This is a genomic window from Aromatoleum tolulyticum (assembly GCF_900156155.1).
Taxonomy (GTDB): domain Bacteria; phylum Pseudomonadota; class Gammaproteobacteria; order Burkholderiales; family Rhodocyclaceae; genus Aromatoleum; species Aromatoleum tolulyticum.
In genome coordinates, this window is record NZ_FTMD01000024.1 from 27175 (window position 1) to 47832 (window position 20658).

Consider the following 20658-nt stretch of genomic DNA (forward strand, 5'->3'; position numbering starts at 1 on the left):
ACATGAACGTGGCGACCTACACCTACGAACACACCCCGGACCACGGGGCAAAGGCCGGCGTGCTGGCCTATCTCGCGACCTCCGCCGCAGTGCTGCTGCTGATGATGGTCTTCGGCCTGCTGATGCGGCTGGAGCAGGCGCAGTGGATCTCGATCGGCGCGGACCGCTTCTACGAACTGATGACGCTGCACGGCGCCGGCATGGTCGGTATCGCCGCGATCGCCGGCGCGTCGGTGATGTGGCACTTCCTGCGCCAGTACGTCGACCTGTCGTCGCGCATCTTCATCGCCAACCTCGTGCTGTTCCTTGCCGGCGTCGTGATGATCCTCGGTAGCGTGCTGATCGGACACTTCCATGGCGCGTGGACCTTCCTGTTCCCGCTGCCGGGCAAGTCGATGGGCATGTGGAGCCCGGGCGCCGCGGCACTTTTCATGGGCGGGCTGCTCGTCATCGGCGTGGGATTCCTGCTTCTGCATCTGGACATCGCCCGCGCGATCGTCGCGCGCTACGGCAACTTCGCCCGCGCGCTCGGCTGGCCGCAGCTTTTCGGCCACGACGACGGCAAGGCGCCGCCGCCGACGGTCGTCGCCAGCGCGATGGTCACGGTCGTCAATGTCATCGGTCTGGTGGTCGGCGCGAGCATCCTGACGATGATGCTGGTGAACCTCTACGTGCCCGGCTTCGACATCGATCCGCTGCTGGCGAAGGGCATGATCTATTTCTTCGGCCACATCTTCATCAACGCGACGATCTACATGGCGGTGATTGCGGTCTACGAAATCCTCCCGCGCTACACGCAGCGGCCATGGAAGTCGAACAAGGTCTTCCTCGCGTCGTGGACCGCCTCGACGCTGATGGTGATGTTCATCTTCCCGCACCACCTGCTGATGGACTTCGCGTTTCCGAAATGGATGCTGGTGATGGGCCACATCATCGGCTATCTCAACACCGTGCCTATCCTGGTCGTCACCGGCTACGGCGCGCTGATGATCGTCTATCGTTCGGGCATCCGCTGGGACATGGCGTCGAAGCTGCTGTTCCTGTCGCTGTTCGGCTGGGCCGCGGGCGCGATGCCGGCCTTCATCGACGGCACCATCACCGTGAACTATGTGATGCACAACACGCTGTGGGTGCCGGGGCACTTCCACACCTACCTGCTGCTCGGCATGGTGGCGATGGTGTTCGGCTTCATGTACTACCTCGGCAAGCCCGACCACGAGGCCGACGATCGGCTGATCGATCGCATCGCGTTCTGGCTCTTCACCGCGTCGGTGCTCGGCTTCACGCTGAGCTTCCTGTATTCCGGAAAGGAAAGCGTCGCCCGCCGCTACGCCGCCCATCTCCCCGAATGGGTGCCGTACGACCGCATCGGGGCGGTGTTCGCGATGCTGGTGATCGCCTCGTCGCTGCTGTTCGTCGGCCGCTTCTTCTCCCGCATCGGGCTGGCGCGGCACGACTACCAGCGCGCCCCGGTCGCGCGGCCTGCCACTGCGTGAGTCGCGGCACATGAGCGCCGTCGCGCGCAGCGTCGCCGTCACGGCGCTGGTGACCGTCCTCGGCAGCGGCGCCTTCTGGTGGGGCACCGACGGCTTCACCGCATTCACCGCGGAGACCGCGCGGCGGGTGGACATATTGCGCGCGCCGCGCCCCTTGCCCGCGGCCGTCCTCGAAGACCAGGACGGCCGCGTCTTCAATCTCGACGACTACCGCGGGCGCCTGCTCGCGGTCGAGGTCATCTACACCCGCTGCACCACGATCTGCAACAGCCTCGGCATGGCGTTCCGGCAGATTCGCGACCGCGTGCCGGCCGAAGCCCTTGGGCGGGATGTCGCGTTGCTGAGCATCAGCTTCGACCCTGAGCGCGACGATCCCGCGAGTCTCAAGGCTTACGGCATCGCCCACGGCGCCGACGGCGAGCATTGGCGGCTCGCGCGGGTGCGCGATGCGGCGCAGCTGCGGGCGCTGCTGGAGGCGTTCGGTGTCGTCGTCATCGCCGACCGCTTCGGCGGCTTCGAGCACAACGCCGCGATCCACCTCGTCGGCCGCGACGGCCGGCTCGTCGAGATCAGCGATCTCGATGCGCCGCTGCAATTTGCCGCGAAGCTCGTGGAGACACTGTGACAGCCATCGCTCCCGATCGCGCCCGTATCGGCTTCTGCGCTCTCGGCGCGCTGTACCTGTTGCTCGCCGCCCCGCCCGTACGGAGCTGGCTCGAAGCGACGATGAGCGGCCACATGCTGGTGCAGATTCCGCTTCTCGCCGCGATCGGCTTCGCCGCCTGTCGCCTGCTAGGAGCGCGCCACCAGGAGCGGCTCCTCGCCATTGCCGGCGGCCCGATACCGCTTGTCGTGATGGCGTTCTTCGCGTCGAGCTGGTGGATGCTGCCGCGTGCGCTCGACGACGCGCTCGCGCATCCGCTCGTCGAGGTGGCGAAGTTCGTCAGTCTCCCGACGCTCGTCGGCCTGCCGCTGGCGCTCGCGTGGCGCCGGCTCGGCATCATCGGCCGCGGATTCGTGTGGACCAACTTCATCAGCATGCTGGCCGTGCTCGGGTGGCTGTACATCGCCGCGCCGCAGCGGTTGTGCAACAGCTACCTCGTCGATCAGCAGGCAAGCGCCGGATGGCTCATGGTCAAGCTTGCTTTGCTGCTGTTTGCCGCGTGGCTTGGCCACCTGTTCGTTGCTGGTCCCCCCGTGGGAAATCCGCGCGCCGTCCACGGGCCGTGACAGTGTGTTCCTGTCACGGCCCGGCGTCGCTACGTGCCGGGCGCACCGCTTAGCGGGGGGGCTCGATCAGGACCGCTTCGTCGAGGGTGATCTCCTCGCAGTTGTGGCCGGGGCCGGCGCGGTCGATGACGAGGAAGTCGCAGACGCCATCGAGCGCGAGCAGCGGGTGGTGCCACACGCCGCGCGCGTAGTTGATGCCCTGGTCGCCGCGTGCGAGGAACACGCGCAGGTCGGCGGCGCGCGGGGCGTCGCCCGCGGGGGCGACGACGACGAGATAGGCGCGTGCCGACAGCGGCATGAAGGCCTGGCTGGCGAGCGGGTGGCGCTCCATCATCGTCACCGTGAACGGCAGAGCCCGCGGCTGGCCGCGGAAGATCGACACGATCGTGCGGCCGTCGGGGCCAGGGTCGATTTTCGCGAGGTCGTGGAAGCGCTCGGTGTTGCCGCCGTTGATCGTGAAGCGGTGCGCCGCGTCCGTCGCCTCGATCACGTCACCGAAGGGCGCGAAGGCTGCGGGTGTCAGCGCTTCGGCGACGATGTGCCGCGGTTCCGGTACGTCCGCCCGCAAGGGCAGGGCGGTCATCGCGCCACCTTGCCCCACAGACGCAGACGCGAGACGCCGCCGTCCGGGATGATGTTCAGACGCACGTGGGTGACGGGGCCGAGCTTGGCGATCTGCTCGGCGAAGCTGTGGATGGCATCCATGCTGAGTTTCTGTTCCGGCAGCAGCACGGGCCAGAACATGCTCTGGGTGATCACGGACTGGTCGGTGCCGCCGTCGACGAAGGCGGCCTGGATGGAGCAGCGGTCGGGGTAGTTGCCCTTGAAGTGGGCGGTGTCGACCTCGATCTTCTCGATCGTGCCGGCGGCACCCAGCTGCAGGATGCACCAGTCGTTGCCGGGTTCGCGGCGGCGGCGGGTTTCCCAGCCATCGCCCATGTTGATGCCGCGCCCGGGCAGGATGAGGTTTGCGGCGGTGCCGAAGTGCGCGTCGTTCCACGCGACCGGGCGGCCACCGTTCTCCAGTGCGACCAGATCGACGAGCTCGTCGCCACGTCCTTCGAACACGCCGACCGGCTGGCCATACACGCGCAGCCGCGCGATGCCGCCGTCGGGGTAGATGTTCACGCGCAGGTGGGTGAAGGCAGCGTCGGAGTTCGCGCGCAGCAGGTGGTGGCTGTTGCCGGAGAGCGAGGTGGAGGGGAGGATCTCGACCCACTTCGCGTCCTTGAGCGCGGCGACGTCGTCGCTGTCCGAGACGGTGGCCTCGATCGACACCGCCGGCGCGTAGTTGCCGGTGAAGTGGCTGGTGTCGACGTCGAAGCCGCGGATCGTCCCCTTGCGGCCAAGCTTGACGAGGCACCAGTCGTGACCGGTGGTGCGCTTGCGGCGGGTCTCCCAGCCGTCCATCCACTTGCCGTTGTCGTCGTATTTGCCGGGGACGAACTGGGCGGGCTCGGGGTTCAACATGCGCGCGACTTCGGCGAAGAAGTCGTCGGAGGCGTAGAGCGCCTTGGCGCCGATCCTCGGGTTGGCGAGGTCGACCGAGCGGGCGGCCCAGTCGGGCAGGACGGCGGGTTCGGCGATGCGGATGCTGCCGGTGTTATGACTCATTGTGTCTTCCTTGTCGGGGATGGTGGATATATTGCCCGCAGCGTTGGCCGCTGCGGGTGCCGTTCTGTTTGCGAGCCCGTCAGGCGCTGCGGGCGCCGGCGGCGAGCGGGTCGATGGGGAGGGCTTCCGCGGCGAGCGGGCCGGGTACCGTCGCTTGCGGCGCGGGCGTGCCGGCCAGGGCGTTCAGGTCGATCACGATTTCGCGGTCGAGCACCTTGTTTGCGCGCTGGCGGTCGATGTCCTTCTCCCACACGCCGACGACGACGGTTGCGACGCAGTTGCCGATCATGTTGGTCAACGCACGGGCCATGCCCATGAACCAGTCGACCGAGAGCACCAGCACGAGCCCGATCGCCGGAATCGCGGGAATCGCGCTCAGGGTTGCGGCCAGGATCACGATTGCCGAGCCTGGTACGCCGTGGGCGCCCTTGGATGTCACCAGCGAAATCGCCAGGATCGTGAGCAGGTCGACCATCGACAGCGGTGTGTTGGTGGCCTGGGCGATGAACACCGCGGCGAGCGTCAGGTAGATCGAGAAGCCGTCGAGGTTGAAGGAGTAGCCGGTCGGGATCACGAGGCCGACGGTGGAGTCCTTGATGCCCATCAGCTCGAGCTTGCGCATCACCTGCGGCAGCACGGAGTCGGACGAGGCGGTGCCGAGCACGACCAGCAGTTCCTCGCGCAGGTAGCGCAGCAGCTTGAAGATGTTGAAGCCGGCCAGCCGCAGGATGAAGCCGAGCACGCCGACGACGAAGATCGCGCAGGTGACGTAGAAGAGCGCGACCAGCATGCCGAGCTGCTTGAGCGAGCCGATGCCGTACTTGCCGACGGTGAAGGCGATGGCGCCGAGCACGCCGAGCGGGGCGAGCTTGACGATGAAGCCGATCAGCTTGAAGAACACGTGCGCGAGGCTGTCGATCGCAGCGGTGACCGGCTTGCCGCGTTCGCCGAGGGCCGCGACCGCGCAGCCGAACAGGATCGCGATCAGCAGCACCTGCAGGATGTCACCCTTGGCGAAGGCGTCGAAGAAGGTCGCCGGGATGACCTTCATCAGGAAGTCGACGGTGCTGGTCGCCTGATGCACGCGCTCGGTGAGGCCGCTCATCGCCGAGGCGTCGAGCGATTTCGGGTCGACGTTCATGCCGACGCCGGGCTGCAGCACGTAGGCGAGAACGATGCCGAGTGCGAGTGCGAAGGTCGTGACGATCTCGAAGTAGACGACCGCCTTGACGCCGACCCGGCCGACCTTCTTCAGGTCGCCGGTGCTGCAGATGCCGTGGACGACGACGCAGAAGACGAGGGGGGCGATGATCATCTTGATCAGCTTGATGAAGCCATCGCCGAGCGGCTTGAGCTGGACCGAGAACTCCGGCCATACGAAGCCGACGACGACGCCAAGGATCAGGGCGATGACCACCTGGCCGAACAGGGTCTTGTGAAAACGTTTATGCATGGTTCACCTCGCGAACCGGATGAAGAAGGCTGCGTATCGCAACCGCTCGTGTGCCGTGTCGTCTCGGACCTTTGGTGTGGAACTCCGGGGCTTCGGCCATCCGTCGAACGGTCACCGGGTCGGTGTGTCCGCCGCAGATGCTTTCTCAAATGTGTACTGACATGTTAGTTGGCGTGTCACTTATTAGTCAATAAAAAATTTTTTTATGGATGTGGATCACATGTCATCCGACATTTGCCCTGTCGCGGCACGGGTGTACCATTTGGGCAATCTTGGAGAGGCAGACGTATGAACATGCCGGATGGTGAAGGTTTGCTGCTTGCCGAAAAGGCACTCAACGCACTGAAGGCGATGCTGACCGGTGGACAGCTGCGCGCCGGCCAGTTCGTGTCGATGCCGGACCTCGCGCGCATGGTCGATCTGCCGCTCGCGCCGGTGCGCGAGGCAGTGAAACGTGCCGAGTCGGCGGGGCTGCTGAATGTGCTGCCCAAGCGCGGCGTTGCGGTGATGGAAGCGACGCCGGACCTCGTCCGCGAATACTTCGACCTGCGCCTGATCTTCGACCAGGAAGGCGCGCGCCGCCTGGTGCGGCAGGGGGAGGGCAAGCGCCTCGCCGAGCTGCGCGAGATCCACATCCGTCTCCTCGATGCCGCGCGAACCGGCATCACTGCCTCGCTGCAACGCGAGGCGATGGCGGTCGACTGGTCGCTGCATTCGACGCTGTCGGGCGCCCTCGGCAACGCGACCGTGCGCGAGATCTACGCCCAGAACCGCGACCGCATCTCGGTGATGCAGCACTCGCGTCCGCTGCTGCCGGACCGCATCGTGCCGGCGATGGAGGAGCACGTCGCGATCATCGATGCGATCATCGGCGGTGACGAACAGGCGGCGGCCGAGGCGGTGCGCCGGCATTTCGAACAGACCCTGCGCTGGTGGGGCATCTTTGCCTGAGGGCCCTTGCTTGGGGGCGCTCCGAGGGTGAGAGGCGGAAACCCGATGTGCTGAGCGGTGTCTTGCTCCTCGGGACACGACGATCGAGGAGGCGAGATGCGTACGAAAACCGGCGCAGCGGAGCGGATTGCTATCCGGGGAAGATCCAGGTGAATCCGGACGAGGCGAGACGATGAACGAATTGCTCGACGCGCTTCAGTGGCCGGCGATGCTGACGACGCTGGTCGCGGCATGGCTCGTTGCGTCGCAACACAAGCGGAAACGCAATTGGGGCTTCGGGTGGTTCATCGCGAGCAATGTGCTGTGGGCGATCTGGGGCTGGCACGACGGTGCTTACGCGCTGATCGCGCTGCAGTTCGGGCTCTTCGCGCTGAACTTGCGCGGGGCGAGGAAGAACGACCCGGAGGCTTAGCCGATGGACGTTGCTTCCTGTTGAACGGCGCCGCTTTCGTGGACACGGCCGTGGGCGTGGCGCTGGCGCTCGAGCGTCATCCCTGACTCATCGCCGCCTTCCGCGAACACCCCTACAGCCCGGCGCGCTGAAGGAAGGCCACAACACCCGCGATCTCGCGTTCCAGGTCGATGAAGGATTCGTGATCGCCGGGCAGGATCAGGAGCTCGACCGTGCCCGGGCGGGCGGCGGCCTGGATTCGATGGGCGTCGGCCGGGGGGACGACCGTATCCTGTTCGCCGTGCACCAGCAGCACCGGGCAGTTCAGCCGGGTGATGCTGCGCAGCGGGGCAATGTCGTCGAACCGGTGCGCGATGGTGCGCTCCACATGGCCGAGGACGTAGCGCGTCACGATCGCCGGAAGGCGCCTGCCGGCGAGCCAGCGGCCCATCATCTCCTGCGGGTGTGCGAAGGCGGAGACGCTGACCACTGCCGCAATGTCGTCGCGGCGTGCGGCGGCGAGAAGCACTGCACCGGCGCCGACGGAGTGCCCCAGCAGCGCGATGCGCCGCGGGTCGATCTCCGCACGAGCTGCGAGCCAGTTGCAGGCGTGGCTCGCATCTTCGGCGAAGCGCGGCAGCGAGGCGAAGCTGTCGGCGTCCGAGAGCCCGTGGCAACGTGCATCGATGAGCAGCGTGGCGAAGCCGGCACGATGCAGCGGAGCGGCCAGCGGCAGCATCATCTGCGCGTTGCCGCCCCAACCGTGCACGATCACGACGGCGGGTGCGCGGCCTGCCGCCGCGGCTGGGATCAGCCAGGCGTGAAGCTGCCTGTCGTTCGCCGTCGGGATGCGCACCGTCTCGAAGGCGAGGCCACGGGCAGCGGGCGTCTCGGTCTCGCGGATGCGTGGCGCGGCGAGGCTCGCGCGTATCGCGTAATGCGCGGCGGCGCGCAGCGTGACGAGTACGGTTGCGGCACCGGCGAGAAGAAAGAGGGCGGTCACGAGCGTAATGGCAGGCTCCCCGAAGCCTCGGCAATCGGTTCACAGTCTCATGGTTGTGGTATCCCGCACAATTTGGCGGCGAGGGGGATGACTGCGAGGCGTGCGGAGCAGGGGGCAGCGCGGGGTCGTTCAGCAAAAGGTGTCGGCTAACGGGGCGAGCGTTCGGAAATCCGAACGCTCCCAAGGGTCCGGGTTCGGGTTTCCGAACGAAGCCGCACAACGCGGCCCCCGGCAGATCGCGGATTTCACGGGCTTGGCGCGTTGCGCGGCGCAGCAAAAAACCTGGCACGCCGTCTGCAATGGATATGGCCATCGGGATTGTTTATCCCGCCATACCAAAGGAGACATGATGCTGCTGCGCAAGCCCCTGAATGCCACCCTCGCCGCCCTGATCACCGGCGCCGTCGCCCTCATGCCCGCCGTCGCGCAGGCCAATACGCTGCAGAAGATCAAGGAGACCGGGACGATCACGCTCGGCCATCGCGAATCCTCGATCCCCTTCTCCTACTACGACCAGAACCAGCAGGTGGTCGGCTATTCGCAGGAGATGATGCTGAAGGTCGTCGAGGCGGTCAAAGCCGAGCTGAAGATGCCGAGCCTGCAGGTGCGCATGATGCCGGTGACCTCGCAGAACCGCATTCCTCTGGTGCAGAACGGCACCGTGTCGATCGAGTGCGGCTCGACGACGAACAACAGCGAGCGCGCGAAGCAGGTCGCCTTCTCGAACACCATCTTCGTCGTCGGCACGCGCCTGATGGCCAAGAAGGATTCGGGCGTGCAGGACTTCGAGCAGCTCGCGGGCAAGAACGTCGTGACGACCGCCGGCACGACCTCGGAACGCCTGCTGCGCAGGATGAACGAGGAGAAGAAGCTCGGCATGAACATCATCAGCGCCAAGGACCATGGCGAATCCTTCCTGACGCTGGAAACCGGCCGCGCAGTGGCCTTCATGATGGACGACGCGCTGCTCTACGGCGAACTCGCCAAGGCCAAGCGCCCGGCCGACTGGGTGATCACCGGCACGCCGCAATCGTATGAAGCCTACGGCTGCATGATGGCCAAGGACGATCCGGCCTTCAAGAAGGTGGTCGATGCCGCGATCGCGAAGACGATGACCTCCGGCGAGGCCGAGGCGATCTATAACAAATGGTTCCTGGCGTCGATTCCGCCGAAGAACATCAACCTCGGCTTCCCGATCTCGGATGCGATGAAGAAGCTTTTCAAGGAGCCGAACGACCGTCCCTTCGAGTGATCGCCCGGACCCCGACCCCACCTCAAAAATACAAAAGGCCCCCGTGCGGGGCCGCTTCAGGAGACTCGAGATGCAGGTTCGCAACCACAAGGGCTGGACCGCCGGCCGCACGCTGGCGCTGATCGCCGCGCTGGCGCTGTCCAGCAGCACCGCTTTCGCCGATGCCAAGAGCAAAGTCGTCATCCTCGCCACCGGCGGCACAATCGCCGGAGCGGGGGCCACCGCCGCGAACAGCGCGACCTACCAGGCCGCCAAGGTGCCGGTCGACAAGCTCATCGCCGGCGTGCCGGAACTGGCCGACGTCGCCGACGTGCGCGGCGAGCAGGTGTTCCAGATCGCCTCGGAAAGCTTCACCAACGAGCAGCTGATGACGCTGGGCAAGCGCGTCTCGGCGCTGGCGAAGCAGGACGACGTCGACGGCATCGTGATCACACACGGCACCGACACGCTGGAGGAGACGGCCTTCTTCCTGAACCTCGTCGTGCATACCGACAAGCCCATCGTCGTGGTCGGCGCAATGCGCCCGGGCACCGCGCTGTCGGCCGACGGCATGCTCAACCTGTACGACGCGGTCGCCGTCGCGGCGGCCAAGGATGCGCGCAGCAAGGGCGTGCTGGTGACGATGAACGACGAGATCCAGAGCGGTCGCGACGTCACGAAGGCGATCAACATCCGCACCGAGGCCTTCAAGAGCCCGTGGGGCGCGCTGGGCATGGTCGTCGAGGGCAAGAGCTACTGGTTCCGTGCTCCGGTGAAGCGCCATACGACGAGCTCCGAGTTCGACATCGACAAGATCGAGAAGCTCGCGCCGGTCGAGGTCGCCTACGGCTACGGCAACATGAGCGAGGCGGCCTACCGCGCCTTCGACAAGGCGGGCGTGAAGGCGGTGATCCACGCCGGCACCGGCAACGGCTCGGTCGCCAAGCACATCGTGCCGGTGCTGCAGGAGCTGCGCGGCAAGGGCGTGCAGGTGATCCGCTCGGCGCGCGTGACCAGCGGCGGCTTCGTGCTGCGCAACGCCGAACAGCCCGACGACAAGTACGACTGGGTCGTTTCCCACGACCTCAACCCGCAGAAGGCGCGCATCCTCGCCGCGGTCGCCCTGACGCGGACGCAGGACAGCAAGGAATTGCAGCGCATCTTCTGGGAGTACTAAACCCGGCTTGAGCCGAACGCCCGGAACGCTCGTTCCGGGCTCCCGCCCCTGAAGCATCCCGTACCACCGGCGCCGCGCGCGCCGGGGGCAGCGGACGGCTGTGCCTGTCGCAGCCGCAGGGGCCTTTTTCTCCGACGTTTCTGGAGTCTTGCATGGAATACCAATGGAATTGGGGCGTGTTTCTGCTCCCCAGCGCCGTCAATGACGGCACCTACCTCGACTGGATGATCGCCGGTCTGCAGACGACGCTGTTGCTGTCGCTGTCGGCGTGGGTGATCGCGCTGCTGCTGGGTGCCGTCGTCGGCGTGCTGCGCACGGTGCCGCATCGCGGGCTCTCCGGTGTGGCGACGGCCTACGTCGAGATGTTCCGCAACATCCCGCTGCTGGTGCAGCTGTTCTTCTGGTATTTCGTGCTGCCGGAGCTGCTGCCCACGGCAGCCGGCGACGCCTTCAAGGCGCTGAACCCGATCGCGCAGCAGTTCATTGCAGCGATGGTGTGCCTGGGCTTCTTCACCAGCGCGCGGGTTGCCGAGCAGGTGCGCTCGGGCATCAACGCGCTGCCGCGCGGGCAGAAGAACGCGGGCCTCGCGCTGGGCCTGACGCTGCCGCAGACCTACCGCCACGTGATGCTGCCGATGGCCTTCCGCCTCGTCGTGCCGCCGCTCACGTCCGAATTCCTCAACGTGTTCAAGAACTCGGCGGTGTGCTCGACGATCGGCCTCCTCGAACTCGCCGCCCAGGGGCGCCAGCTGGTCGACTACACGGCACAGCCCTACGAGTCCTTCGTCGCGGTGACGGTCGCCTACCTGATGATCAACGTCGTCGTGATGCTCCTGATGCGCAAGGTGGAAGGCCTCGTGCGCGTCCCCGGTTACCTCGGAGGCAAATGAAATGTTCGGTTCCTACGAATTCGACTGGTCGTCTATCCCCGGCTCGCTGACCTTCCTCGGCCAGGGCCTGATGGTGTCGCTCGAGATCACGGCGCTCGCGATCGTCGCGGGCATCGTGTGGGGCACGTTGCTGGCGATGGCGCGCCTGTCGTCGATCAAGCCGCTGGCGTGGGCCGCCGCGGCCTACGTGAACCTCTTCCGCGCGATCCCGCTGGTGATGGTGCTGCTGTGGTTCTTCCTGATCGTGCCGAAGTTCCTCGAGAGCTTCCTCGGCCTGCCGCCGGGCTCCGACGTGCGCTTGGCCTCCGCGATGATCGGTTTCGCGCTGTTCGAGTCGGCGTACTACGCCGAGATCATCCGCGCCGGCATCCAGTCCGTGCCCAAGGGCCAGCTTGCCGCCGCCCACGCGCTCGGCATGAGCTACCCGCAGGCGATGCTGCACGTCGTGCTGCCGCAGGCCTTCCGCAACATGGTGCCGCTGTTGCTGACGCAGGCGATCATCCTGTTCCAGGACACCTCGCTGGTCTATGTGTCGGCGCTCGCCGACTTCTTCGGCGCGGCCTACAAGGTCGGCGACCGCGACGGGCGGCTCGTGGAGCTGGTGCTCTTCGCCGGCGCCGTCTACTTCGTGCTGTGCTTCGCCGCCTCGCAAGCCGTGCGCCACTTCCAGCAACGCCTGCAGCGCGCCTGAGCGCCGCCGCACTCCGTTCCTAACGAATACACATCGACTTCAAGGGCATCGTCATGATCACGATCGACAAGGTCAGCAAGCATTACGGCAACTTCCAGGTCCTCACCGACTGCTCCACCCACGTCAACAAGGGCGAGGTGGTGGTCGTGTGCGGCCCCTCGGGCTCGGGCAAATCCACCCTCATCAAGTGCGTGAACGGCCTGGAGCCGTTCCAGCAGGGCGACATCCACGTGAACGGCACCTCGGTCGGTGCGGCCAAGACCAACCTCTCGAAGCTGCGCGCCCACGTCGGCATGGTGTTCCAGCACTTCGAGCTGTTCCCGCACATGACGATCCGCGACAACCTGACACTCGCGCAGGTCAAGGTCCTGAAGCGCGACAAGGACGAGGCCGCGGAGAAGGGGCTGTATTTCCTCGACCGCGTCGGCCTCAAGGCGCACGCGCACAAGTTCCCCGGTCAGCTCTCCGGCGGCCAGCAGCAGCGCGTCGCGATCGCCCGCGCGCTCGCAATGGACCCGATCTGCATGCTGTTCGACGAGCCGACCTCGGCGCTCGACCCCGAGATGATCAACGAGGTGCTCGACGTGATGACCGAGCTGGCACAAGAGGGCATGACGATGATGTGTGTCACGCACGAGATGGGCTTCGCCAAGCGCGTCGCGCACCGCGTGATCTTCATGGACCACGGCAAGATCGTCGAGGACGACAGCAAGGAAGCCTTCTTCGCCAACCCGCGCTCGGAGCGCGCGCAGCAGTTCCTCGCGAAGATCCTGCAGCACTGATTATCCGCAGCACTCACTCCAAAAGACCACAAGCACCGGAGACAGCATGCATCACGAGAACCTTCCGTCCTACCTGTCCGCCGACCACCTCGGCCCGTGGGAGACCTACCTCAGCCAGATCGAGGCGGTCGCCCCCTATATCGACGCGCCGCTGCGCCCGTGGATCGAGACCCTGCGCCGCCCGAAGCGCATCCTCGTCGTCGACGTGCCGATCCGCCTCGACAACGGCGAGATCGCGCACTACGAGGGCTACCGCGTGCAGCACAACGTGTCGCGCGGCCCCGGCAAGGGCGGCGTGCGCTTCCATCCGGACGTGACGCTCTCGGAAGTGATGGCGCTGTCGGCGTGGATGACGATCAAGAACGCGGTGGTGAACGTGCCCTACGGCGGCGCCAAGGGCGGCATCCGCGTCGACCCCAAGCCGATGTCGCGGGCCGAACTCGAGCGCCTGACGCGCCGCTACACCAGCGAGATCAACATCCTCCTCGGGCCGGACAAGGACATTCCCGCGCCCGACGTGAACACCAACGAGCAGGTGATGGCGTGGATGATGGACACCTACTCGATGAACCAGGGCCGTACCGCGACCGGTGTCGTCACCGGCAAGCCGATCGCGCTCGGCGGCAGTCTCGGCCGGCATGATGCGACGGGCCGCGGCGTGTTCGTGAGTGCCCGCGCGGCCGCCGAGAAGATCGGTCTGCCGATCACCGGGGCGCGCATCGCCGTGCAGGGCTTCGGCAACGTCGGCGAGGCCGCGGCCCGCATCTTCCACGACGCCGGCGCGAAGCTCGTCGCGATCCAGGACGTCGCCGCGACCGTGCACAACCCCGCTGGCATCGACCCGTACCAGCTGCGCAAGCATCTCGCCGAGGGCGGCAAACTCACCGACTATCCTGGCGCGACCGAGATCGCCCCGGCGGATTTCTGGGAACTCGACTGCGAGATCCTCGTGCCGGCGGCGGTCGAAGGCCAGATCACGGCCGCGAACGCGCCGCGCATCCGCGCCAAGATGATCGTCGAGGGCGCCAACGGCCCGACGACGCCGGAAGCCGACGCCATCCTGCACGACCGCAACGTGCTGGTCGTGCCGGACGTGCTCGCCAACGCGGGCGGCGTGACGGTGAGCTATTTCGAGTGGGTGCAGGACTTCTCCAGCTTCTTCTGGACCGAGGCGGAGATCAACGCCCGTCTCGAGCGCATCATGACCGAGGCCTTCGGTGCCGTGTGGCACATCGCCCAGGAGCGCAAGCTCACATTGCGTACCGCAGCCTTCGTCGTCGCTTGCCGTCGCGTGCTCGAAGCGCGTGCGGTGCGGGGCCTGTATCCCTGATACGGCAAGGGTGGGGCGGATGCGTTGACGCGCCTCCCGCCCCACGCCCGCCGCGATTCATCGAGCGGACTGCACTAGAATCCGCGCACAGCCCCTCGATCCCCATCGATGCCCCCCCGCCCACGACTCCACGTCGCTGTCCGCCTTGCCCTGGTCGCCGCCTGCATGCTGCTGGCAGGCGTCGCGGCCTATCATTTCAGCGCCCGTGCCGGGCTGGCGGCCCTGCGCGCCGACACGCGCCACGACCTCGACCTGCTGGCGACCGCCGTCGATGGCTCGGTCACCCGCTACGAGCATCTGCCCAGTGCCGTCGCGTTGAGCAGCGAGGTGCTGCGGCTGCTGCGCGCGGGGAAGGACGAGCTTGCGCCGCTGCAACCGGCGGCGAACCATTACCTCGAACAGCTCAACGGCTTCTTCGGCGGCCTCGCGATCTTCGTACTCGACGTCGAAGGGACGGTGGTCGCATCCAGCGACTGGATCTATTCCGACAACCTGCTCGGCCAGAACCAGAAGCTGCGCTCCTATTTCCAGGCCGCCGTGCGCGGCGCGCCGGACCGTTACTACGCGATCGACGAGACGCGCAACGAAGCGGGCTACTTCTTTGCCCACCCGATCCGTGACGAGGGCCAGGACTGGCGCATCGTTGGCGTCGCGGTCGTGAAGATCAGCCTGAGCGAACTCGAACGGCGCTGGATGCCCCGGGACGAGCCCATGCTGCTGGCCGACGCGAACGGGGTCGTCATCGTCGCGTCGGTGCCCGAGTGGAAATACACGGTGCTGCGCCCGCTGAGCGGCGAAGTGGCCGCCGAGATCAGCGCGGCGCGGCGTTTCGCCGATCAGGCGATCCGGCCTTTCCCGGTGACGCTCGATGCAACGGGCACCGGCGGGGCCGCGCTCGTCTCCTTCCCCGAAGCGCCGATGCTCGTGGGTGGGCGCCGCCTGAAGGCGCGGGATTTTGTCGTCGAGACCCGCCAGTTGTCGGGAACCGGCTGGCAGCTCGTGACCTTTGCGGATCTTCGCGCGCGCCGTGCCGATGCGCTGACCGACGCCGCGCTCGGCGCCGCGGCGACGGGCTGCGTGTTGCTGCTCGGCCTCTTCCTGCACCAGCGCCGCCGCACGCTGAAGAGCCGCGCGGAGGCTCAGGCGCTGCTGCAAAAGGCCAACGCTGAGCTCGAGCAGAAGGTCAGCCTGCGCACCGCCGACCTGACCGCCGCGAACGAGCGCCTGCGCGCCGAGGTCGCCGAGCGCGAGCGCGCCGAGCAGACACTGCGCGCGGCGCAGGACGAACTCGTGCAGGCAGCCAAGCTCGCCGTCCTCGGCCAGCTCGCGACCGGCATCACGCACGAGCTCACGCAGCCGCTCGGTGCGCTGCGCACCTTGGGGGGGAATGCGATCGAGTTCATGCGCCGCGGCGATCAGGCGACCGCGCAGGGCAACCTGGAAATCATGGCGACGCTGGTCGACCGCATGGGCGAGATCATCGATCCGCTCAAGACCTACGCGCGCAAGTCGCCCGCGCGCCCCGCGTCCGTCGACGTCGCGCACGCGCTGCGCAACGCGCTGTTCCTGCTCGACCAGAAGCTGCGCCGCGCCGGCGTCGCGGTCGACAACCGCTGCGAGCCGGGCAAGGCGCTCGCGTGGTGCGACCAGAACCGCCTCGAGCAGGTGCTGGTCAATCTGATCGGCAACGCGGTCGACGCCATGAGCGAAGGTCCCGTGCGCACGCTGCGCCTGGAAGCGGAGGCGGCGCCGTCCGGGCGGCTCCTCGTACGCGTCATCGACAGCGGGCCTGGCCTGTCGGAAGATGCTCTCGCGCACGTCTTTGAACCCTTCTTCACCACCAAGCCGGTCGGCGTGGGGCTGGGCCTGGGGCTTGCGATCTCGCAGGACATCGTCCGCGACTTCGGCGGCGACCTGTCCGCGGCCAACCATCCCGACGGCGGCGCCGTCTTCACGCTCGACCTGCCGATGGCCGGAGAACAACAGGCATGAACCCTCCTCTCGCGCTCCCCCAGACCGAAGAACTCAAGGTCCTCATCGTCGAGGACGACCCCAACGTGCGCCTCGGCTGCGAGCAGGCGATGCAGCTCGCCGGCATCCCGGTACAGGCGGTCGCCTCGGCCGAAGCGGGACAGCGCCTCGTCGGCCCGGATTTTCCCGGCGTCGTCGTCACCGACATGCGCCTGCCGGGCATGGACGGCATGCAGTTCCTGCGCGCGTTGATCGCCCAGGACGCCGCCCTGCCGGTCATCATGATCACCGGTCATGGCGACGTAACCCTCGCGGTCGAGGCGATGAGGAGCGGCGCCTACGACTTCATCCCCAAGCCCTTTTCGCCCGAGCACCTCGTCGAGGTGGTGCGCCGCGCGCTGGAGAAGCGCGCGCTGACGATGGAAGTCGAGAGCCTGCGCCGCCGCCTTCACCATCGCGACGCGATCGAAGGCCGCCTGATCGGCCGCTCGCCACAGATGGAAAAGGTGCGCCGCCTGCTGCTCGAGCTCGCCGACACCAGCGTCGATGTCCTGATCGTCGGCGAGACCGGCACCGGCAAGGAGATGGTCGCGCGCTGCCTGCACGATCTGAGCAGCCGCCACGCGGCGAACTACGTCGCGCTCAACTGCGGCGGCCTGCCGGACAACCTCATCGACAGCGAACTCTTCGGCCACGAGGCCGGCGCCTTCACCGGCGCGCAGAAGCGCCGCATCGGCAAGATCGAGCACGCCAACGGCGGCACGCTCTTCCTCGACGAGGTCGAGTCGATGCCGATGGCGGTGCAGATCAAGCTCCTGCGCGTGCTGCAGGAGCGCGTCGTCGAGCGCCTCGGCTCCAACGCGCTGATCCCGGTCGTGTGCCGCGTCGTCGCCGCGACCAAGGAAGACCTGCGCGAACTCGCCGACCGGCAGAAATTCCGCGCCGACCTTTATTACCGCCTCAACGTCGCACGCGTCGAACTGCCGCCGCTGCGCGAGCGCCGCGAGGACATCCCGCTGCTGCTCGAACACTTCATGCTGCATGCCGCGCAAGTGCACCAGCGTCCCATCCCCGAAGTCGCGCGCGACCAGATGCAGCAGCTGATGGCGCACGACTGGCCGGGCAACGTGCGCGAACTGCGCAACGCAGCAGAGTGTCTGGTGCTCGGCCTGCGCCGCGATTTCGGCGCCTCGCCGTCGCCGGAAGCGCGCGGCGCCTCGCTCGCCGAAGCGGTCGAGAACTTCGAGCGTTCGCTGATCGCCGCCGAGCTGCGCCGCCAGAACGGCAACCTTGCACGCAGCAGCGAGGCGCTGCAGATCGCGAAGACCACGCTGCACGACAAGATCCGGAAATACGGGCTCGCGGGCTAGAATCGGCGGGTTTCCTTACCCCGAGGACAGCCCCATGACCATCCTGCGCGACAAGCTCTACATCGGCGGCCGCTGGGTCGCCCCGGCCGGCAGCGGCCTGATCGACGTCATCGATCCGAGCGACGCCTCGGTCTACGCCCGCATCCCCGAAGGCGCCCCCGCCGACGCAGAAGCCGCCATCGCTGCGGCCCAAGCCGCCTTCGATGCGTGGTCGCGCCTGCCGGCCGCCGGGCGCGCGGACTGCATCGAGCGCGTGGCCGCCGGACTGGAAGCGCGCCGCGACGAGCTCGCCGCGGCGATTGCGCACGAAGTCGGCATGCCATTGAAGATGGCGGGGCGCTTCCAGGTCGCCGGGCCGGTCGGCAGCTGGAAGCACTACGCGAAGCTCGCACGCGAATTCCAGTGGGAAGAGCGCGTCGGCAACTCGCTCGTCGTGCGCGAGCCGATCGGCGTCGTCGGCGCGATCACGCCGTGGAATTTCCCGCTCAACCAGATCTCGCTCAAGGTCGCCCCGGCGCTCGCGGCCGGCTGCACGGTGGTGCTGAAGCCCTCCGAGGTCGCACCGATCAACGCCTTCATCCTCGCCGACGTCATCGCCGAAGCGGGCCTGCCGGCGGGTGTGTTCAACCTCGTGACCGGCTACGGCCCGGTCGTCGGCGAAGTCCTCGCGTCCGATCCGCGCGTCGACATGGTGTCCTTCACCGGCTCGACGCGTGCCGGCCGCCGTGTCGCCGAACTCGCTGCCGCGACGGTGAAGAAGGTCGCGCTGGAACTCGGCGGCAAATCGGCCGCGGTGATCCTCGACGACGCCGACCTCGCCGCCGCGGTGAAGGGCACGGTGTCGAACTGCCTGCTGAACTCGGGCCAGACCTGCTCGGCGCACACGCGCATGATCGTGCCGCGCGCGAAGCTCGCGCAGGCCGCCGAACTCGCGGCTGCGGCGGCAGCATCGTTCAAGGTCGGAGCGGCCTTCGCGGATGACAGCAAGCTCGGCCCGCTCGTCTCCGACGTGCAGCGCGAGCGCGTGGTCGGCTACATCCGCCGCGGCATCGCCGAAGGCGCGAAGCTCGTCGCCGGCGGCCCGGACGCCGCGCCGGCCGGCAGCGGCTTCTTCGTCGCGCCCACCGTGCTCGTCGTCGAGGACCGCAAGGCCACCGTTGCGCAGGAGGAAATCTTCGGCCCGGTGCTGGTGATCCTGCCGCACGACGGCGACGAGGATGCGATCGCGCTGGCGAACGATTCGATCTACGGGCTGGGCGGCGGTGTATGGGCGGGCAGCGACGAGCATGCGCTGGCCGTCGCGCGGCGCATCCGCAGCGGCCAGATCGACATCAACGGCGCACCGTGGAACCCGCGCGCGCCTTTCGGCGGCTTCCGCCAGTCCGGCCTTGGCCGCGAGAACGGCGTCTACGGGCTGGAGGAATTCCTCGAGTACAAGGCGATCCAGCTGCCGCAGAAGGCGTGAGTACCGTGTCGGTGCAGGCCGGCGCGCTTCAGTAGCCGCCGCGGCCCGGCGTCGGTGCGCGCCGGGCGCGGAAGTCCGGCGTCAGCCCGATCGTCGTTGCCGCGTCCACCGCGCCGGTCGCCGGCACCGCGAGCGGTCGCGCGGTCGCCTGCTCGCTGCCTTCGAGCCGCGGATGCCACACCCGCAGCGTGTAGTCGCCTCCGGGCAGGCCGCCGAGCGTCGCCTTGCCGTCGGCGCCGGTCTTTGCGAAATGCGGGCTTTCAGACACGTAGATGTAGCCGACCATCCAGTCGTGGATGTTGCACCCGAGGATGACGACGCCGGGCTTTTCGAAGAGCACCGGCGAGGTCGGCGTGCCGCTGTAGAGCGGCAGTTCGAAGGTCTTGGCCGGCGAGAACGAGTAGACGTGGTGCCGGATGTTGTCGTTGTTCGGGAAATGGACCCGAGTGCCTGCCTGCACCGGCAGCACGTACGGGACGAATTCCTTGTTGCGCTGGTCTTCTTCGGCGAGGCCCGGCGGGATGCCGGCGCCCGTGGCGCCGCCGGACGGAACCGCGACCACGACCGCATCGGCGACGGGTTTGCCGTCGCGGTCGCGCACCGTGGCGCGGATGTCCCCTGCGGCGGCGGGGGCCGCCGGCAATGCAAGCATCAGCAGCGCTAGCAGGCGGCCGAGAGCGGCCTTCGATCCGCTGATGGGTGGTGCGGCAGGTAAGCGAGCGCGTGTCTTCATCGCCGTTCAGAACCCGTAAAGATAGGTCGCGCGGAACAGATTCCCGCTGTAGTCGATGCCGCCGTCCGCACGGCTGTCGCGGTATTCGTAGCCGAGGCTGACCGAGGACTGGCGGCCCACTTCGCGGCTCACGCCGATGCTGAACACCCGCGTCCGTGCCTGCATCGTGTATGCATAGGTATTGTCGCCGAACACCGGATCGGGTGCGATCGCGCTCGATGCGAGGAAGATCGGCCGGTTGCGCTGCGTCGTGGATACGATGTCGCCGCGGTGCCAGGTGAAACCGACCGAAACGAGGTAGCGCGGGTCGCAAGCGAAGTCGGCGCCGATGCCCGCGCTGCGGCTGCTCAGGTCGAAGACGTTGGCACGGATGAAGGGGACCACGCGCGCGGGCACGTCGTCCGATTCGCGCCGCTCGCTGCGCACGAAGGCACGCAGGGCGAGGCGGTCCGTTACCCGCTTGCTCGCCTCCGCTTCGGCGGCATACAGCCACCCGTCGCGCAGGCGGTTGTCGTACTCGAGCCGCGACGCCGATCCGGTCAGCGCGAACTGCGGCACGTAGGGGCCGAGACCGAACTTCCGGCGGTAACCCAGCGCCAGACCGGCGTTGATGTTGTCGAGTCCGTCGTAATGGCGGTACTTGGTGGCGGCGAGGGCCCCCCTCAGCGCCAGGCTGTCGTAATCGGTGAGCTGGAAGCGCGGGCCGCCCGACGTGGAGACGGAGAGCGCGAGGTCGCCCTTGATGTCCCGCCCGAGTTGCGCGCGCGTGAGGTTGTCGTCATAGACGAGCTCGACGCCGAGGTCGTCGAGCGGTGCCGCGGATGCCTGCGCCGCGCACAGGACCAGCGCAAGGCAGGCCAGCCTCTCATCGAACTTCATG

Annotated in this window: 20 protein-coding genes; 14 read left to right on the forward strand and 6 right to left on the reverse strand. The window is 67.5% G+C overall.

The features are described 5' to 3' along the window. The first annotated feature begins 2 nt into the window (after nucleotides 1-2). The 3 genes from BW991_RS22665 to BW991_RS22675 are packed head-to-tail and all read left to right on the forward strand — an operon-like array spanning nucleotide 3 to nucleotide 2726. Entirely contained in the window at nucleotides 3-1496 is a 1494-nt protein-coding gene (locus BW991_RS22665) for a cbb3-type cytochrome c oxidase subunit I (protein WP_076604384.1), read from the forward strand. Between the two features lie 10 nt (nucleotides 1497-1506). After that, nucleotides 1507-2121, forward strand: a complete 615-nt coding sequence (locus BW991_RS22670; RefSeq protein ID WP_076604385.1) for an SCO family protein — start codon at nucleotides 1507-1509, stop codon at nucleotides 2119-2121. Continuing rightward, nucleotides 2118-2726 (forward strand): hypothetical protein, encoded by a 609-nt coding sequence (locus BW991_RS22675; protein WP_076604386.1) that lies wholly within the window; start codon nucleotides 2118-2120, stop codon nucleotides 2724-2726. The genes BW991_RS22670 and BW991_RS22675 overlap by 4 nt, the downstream gene beginning before the upstream one ends. Before the next feature lie 49 nt (nucleotides 2727-2775). Here BW991_RS22675 and BW991_RS22680 read toward each other — a convergent pair whose 3' ends face one another. The 3 genes from BW991_RS22680 to BW991_RS22690 all read right to left on the reverse strand — a co-directional run bounded on the left by BW991_RS22680 (nucleotide 2776) and on the right by BW991_RS22690 (nucleotide 5793). Next, the gene (locus BW991_RS22680) at nucleotides 2776-3309 is read right to left on the reverse strand and encodes an ureidoglycolate lyase (protein WP_076604387.1); all 534 of its coding nucleotides are present in this window, start codon (nucleotides 3307-3309) and stop codon (nucleotides 2776-2778) included. Beyond that, the gene (gene alc / locus BW991_RS22685; protein WP_076604388.1) at nucleotides 3306-4340 is read right to left on the reverse strand and encodes an allantoicase; all 1035 of its coding nucleotides are present in this window, start codon (nucleotides 4338-4340) and stop codon (nucleotides 3306-3308) included. Before alc ends, BW991_RS22680 begins: the two co-directional genes overlap by 4 nt. 79 nt (nucleotides 4341-4419) lie before the next feature. Then, nucleotides 4420-5793, reverse strand: a complete 1374-nt coding sequence (locus BW991_RS22690; RefSeq protein WP_076604389.1) for a C4-dicarboxylate transporter DctA — start codon at nucleotides 5791-5793, stop codon at nucleotides 4420-4422. 288 nt (nucleotides 5794-6081) lie between these two features. Between BW991_RS22690 and BW991_RS22695 the strand changes: the two genes are divergently transcribed. After that, nucleotides 6082-6744, forward strand: coding sequence for a GntR family transcriptional regulator (locus BW991_RS22695; RefSeq protein WP_170879162.1), 663 nt, complete (start codon nucleotides 6082-6084; stop codon nucleotides 6742-6744). Between the two features lie 172 nt (nucleotides 6745-6916). Beyond that, complete coding sequence (locus BW991_RS22700; protein ID WP_076604390.1) at nucleotides 6917-7156, forward strand: hypothetical protein; 240 nt, start codon at nucleotides 6917-6919, stop codon at nucleotides 7154-7156. A gap of 112 nt (nucleotides 7157-7268) precedes the next feature. On the opposite strand, the gene BW991_RS22705 is transcribed toward BW991_RS22700, so the two are convergent. Further along, nucleotides 7269-8138, reverse strand: a complete 870-nt coding sequence (locus tag BW991_RS22705; protein WP_244551793.1) for an alpha/beta hydrolase — start codon at nucleotides 8136-8138, stop codon at nucleotides 7269-7271. A 346-nt stretch (nucleotides 8139-8484) separates the two neighbouring features. On the opposite strand from BW991_RS22705, the gene BW991_RS22710 reads away from it, so the two are divergent. From BW991_RS22710 to BW991_RS22750, 9 genes are all read left to right on the forward strand, one after another. After that, nucleotides 8485-9390, forward strand: a complete 906-nt coding sequence (locus BW991_RS22710; RefSeq protein ID WP_076604392.1) for a glutamate/aspartate ABC transporter substrate-binding protein — start codon at nucleotides 8485-8487, stop codon at nucleotides 9388-9390. 70 nt (nucleotides 9391-9460) lie between these two features. Beyond that, nucleotides 9461-10546 carry a type II asparaginase gene (locus BW991_RS22715; RefSeq protein ID WP_076604393.1) on the forward strand — a complete coding sequence of 362 codons (1086 nt, stop codon included), beginning with the start codon at nucleotides 9461-9463 and terminating at the stop codon, nucleotides 10544-10546. Between the two features lie 152 nt (nucleotides 10547-10698). Further along, the gene (locus BW991_RS22720; RefSeq protein ID WP_076604394.1) at nucleotides 10699-11436 is read left to right on the forward strand and encodes an amino acid ABC transporter permease; all 738 of its coding nucleotides are present in this window, start codon (nucleotides 10699-10701) and stop codon (nucleotides 11434-11436) included. A gap of 1 nt (nucleotide 11437) precedes the next feature. Then, on the forward strand, nucleotides 11438-12127 hold the full coding sequence (gltK, locus tag BW991_RS22725; RefSeq protein ID WP_076604395.1) for a glutamate/aspartate ABC transporter permease GltK: 690 nt from the start codon (nucleotides 11438-11440) through the stop codon (nucleotides 12125-12127). Nucleotides 12128-12180: 53 nt separating this feature from the next. After that, nucleotides 12181-12909 (forward strand): amino acid ABC transporter ATP-binding protein, encoded by a 729-nt coding sequence (locus BW991_RS22730; protein WP_076604396.1) that lies wholly within the window; start codon nucleotides 12181-12183, stop codon nucleotides 12907-12909. A gap of 46 nt (nucleotides 12910-12955) precedes the next feature. After that, nucleotides 12956-14239: a Glu/Leu/Phe/Val family dehydrogenase gene (locus BW991_RS22735; RefSeq protein ID WP_076604397.1), complete on the forward strand. Its 1284-nt coding sequence runs from the start codon at nucleotides 12956-12958 to the stop codon at nucleotides 14237-14239. Nucleotides 14240-14347: 108 nt separating this feature from the next. Continuing rightward, on the forward strand, nucleotides 14348-16231 hold the full coding sequence (locus BW991_RS22740) for a sensor histidine kinase (RefSeq protein WP_076604398.1): 1884 nt from the start codon (nucleotides 14348-14350) through the stop codon (nucleotides 16229-16231). Continuing rightward, nucleotides 16228-17580: a sigma-54-dependent transcriptional regulator gene (locus BW991_RS22745; RefSeq protein WP_076604399.1), complete on the forward strand. Its 1353-nt coding sequence runs from the start codon at nucleotides 16228-16230 to the stop codon at nucleotides 17578-17580. The genes BW991_RS22740 and BW991_RS22745 overlap by 4 nt, the downstream gene beginning before the upstream one ends. A gap of 34 nt (nucleotides 17581-17614) precedes the next feature. Further along, nucleotides 17615-19045 (forward strand): aldehyde dehydrogenase family protein, encoded by a 1431-nt coding sequence (locus BW991_RS22750; RefSeq protein WP_076604400.1) that lies wholly within the window; start codon nucleotides 17615-17617, stop codon nucleotides 19043-19045. 28 nt (nucleotides 19046-19073) lie between these two features. Here the strand turns inward: BW991_RS22750 and BW991_RS22755 are convergent, their stop codons facing one another. Beyond that, entirely contained in the window at nucleotides 19074-19778 is a 705-nt protein-coding gene (locus BW991_RS22755) for a methylamine utilization protein (protein WP_084205208.1), read from the reverse strand. Nucleotides 19779-19784: 6 nt separating this feature from the next. After that, a complete protein-coding gene (locus tag BW991_RS22760) occupies nucleotides 19785-20657 on the reverse strand; it encodes a hypothetical protein (protein ID WP_076604402.1) in 873 nt (290 codons plus the stop codon). Nucleotide 20658 lies beyond the last annotated feature (1 nt).

Coding starts and splice junctions, on each gene's coding strand:
- BW991_RS22665 (WP_076604384.1), top strand. CDS start 3: ATGAACGTGGCGACCTACACCTACGAACACACCCCGGACCACGGGGCA.
- BW991_RS22670 (WP_076604385.1), top strand. CDS start 1,507: ATGAGCGCCGTCGCGCGCAGCGTCGCCGTCACGGCGCTGGTGACCGTC.
- BW991_RS22680 (WP_076604387.1), bottom strand. CDS start 3,309: ATGACCGCCCTGCCCTTGCGGGCGGACGTACCGGAACCGCGGCACATC.
- alc (WP_076604388.1), bottom strand. CDS start 4,340: ATGAGTCATAACACCGGCAGCATCCGCATCGCCGAACCCGCCGTCCTG.
- BW991_RS22690 (WP_076604389.1), bottom strand. CDS start 5,793: ATGCATAAACGTTTTCACAAGACCCTGTTCGGCCAGGTGGTCATCGCC.
- BW991_RS22695 (WP_170879162.1), top strand. CDS start 6,082: ATGAACATGCCGGATGGTGAAGGTTTGCTGCTTGCCGAAAAGGCACTC.
- BW991_RS22700 (WP_076604390.1), top strand. CDS start 6,917: ATGAACGAATTGCTCGACGCGCTTCAGTGGCCGGCGATGCTGACGACG.
- BW991_RS22710 (WP_076604392.1), top strand. CDS start 8,485: ATGATGCTGCTGCGCAAGCCCCTGAATGCCACCCTCGCCGCCCTGATC.
- BW991_RS22715 (WP_076604393.1), top strand. CDS start 9,461: ATGCAGGTTCGCAACCACAAGGGCTGGACCGCCGGCCGCACGCTGGCG.
- BW991_RS22720 (WP_076604394.1), top strand. CDS start 10,699: ATGGAATACCAATGGAATTGGGGCGTGTTTCTGCTCCCCAGCGCCGTC.
- gltK (WP_076604395.1), top strand. CDS start 11,438: ATGTTCGGTTCCTACGAATTCGACTGGTCGTCTATCCCCGGCTCGCTG.
- BW991_RS22730 (WP_076604396.1), top strand. CDS start 12,181: ATGATCACGATCGACAAGGTCAGCAAGCATTACGGCAACTTCCAGGTC.
- BW991_RS22735 (WP_076604397.1), top strand. CDS start 12,956: ATGCATCACGAGAACCTTCCGTCCTACCTGTCCGCCGACCACCTCGGC.
- BW991_RS22740 (WP_076604398.1), top strand. CDS start 14,348: ATGCCCCCCCGCCCACGACTCCACGTCGCTGTCCGCCTTGCCCTGGTC.
- BW991_RS22745 (WP_076604399.1), top strand. CDS start 16,228: ATGAACCCTCCTCTCGCGCTCCCCCAGACCGAAGAACTCAAGGTCCTC.
- BW991_RS22750 (WP_076604400.1), top strand. CDS start 17,615: ATGACCATCCTGCGCGACAAGCTCTACATCGGCGGCCGCTGGGTCGCC.
- BW991_RS22755 (WP_084205208.1), bottom strand. CDS start 19,778: ATGAAGACACGCGCTCGCTTACCTGCCGCACCACCCATCAGCGGATCG.
- BW991_RS22760 (WP_076604402.1), bottom strand. CDS start 20,657: ATGAAGTTCGATGAGAGGCTGGCCTGCCTTGCGCTGGTCCTGTGCGCG.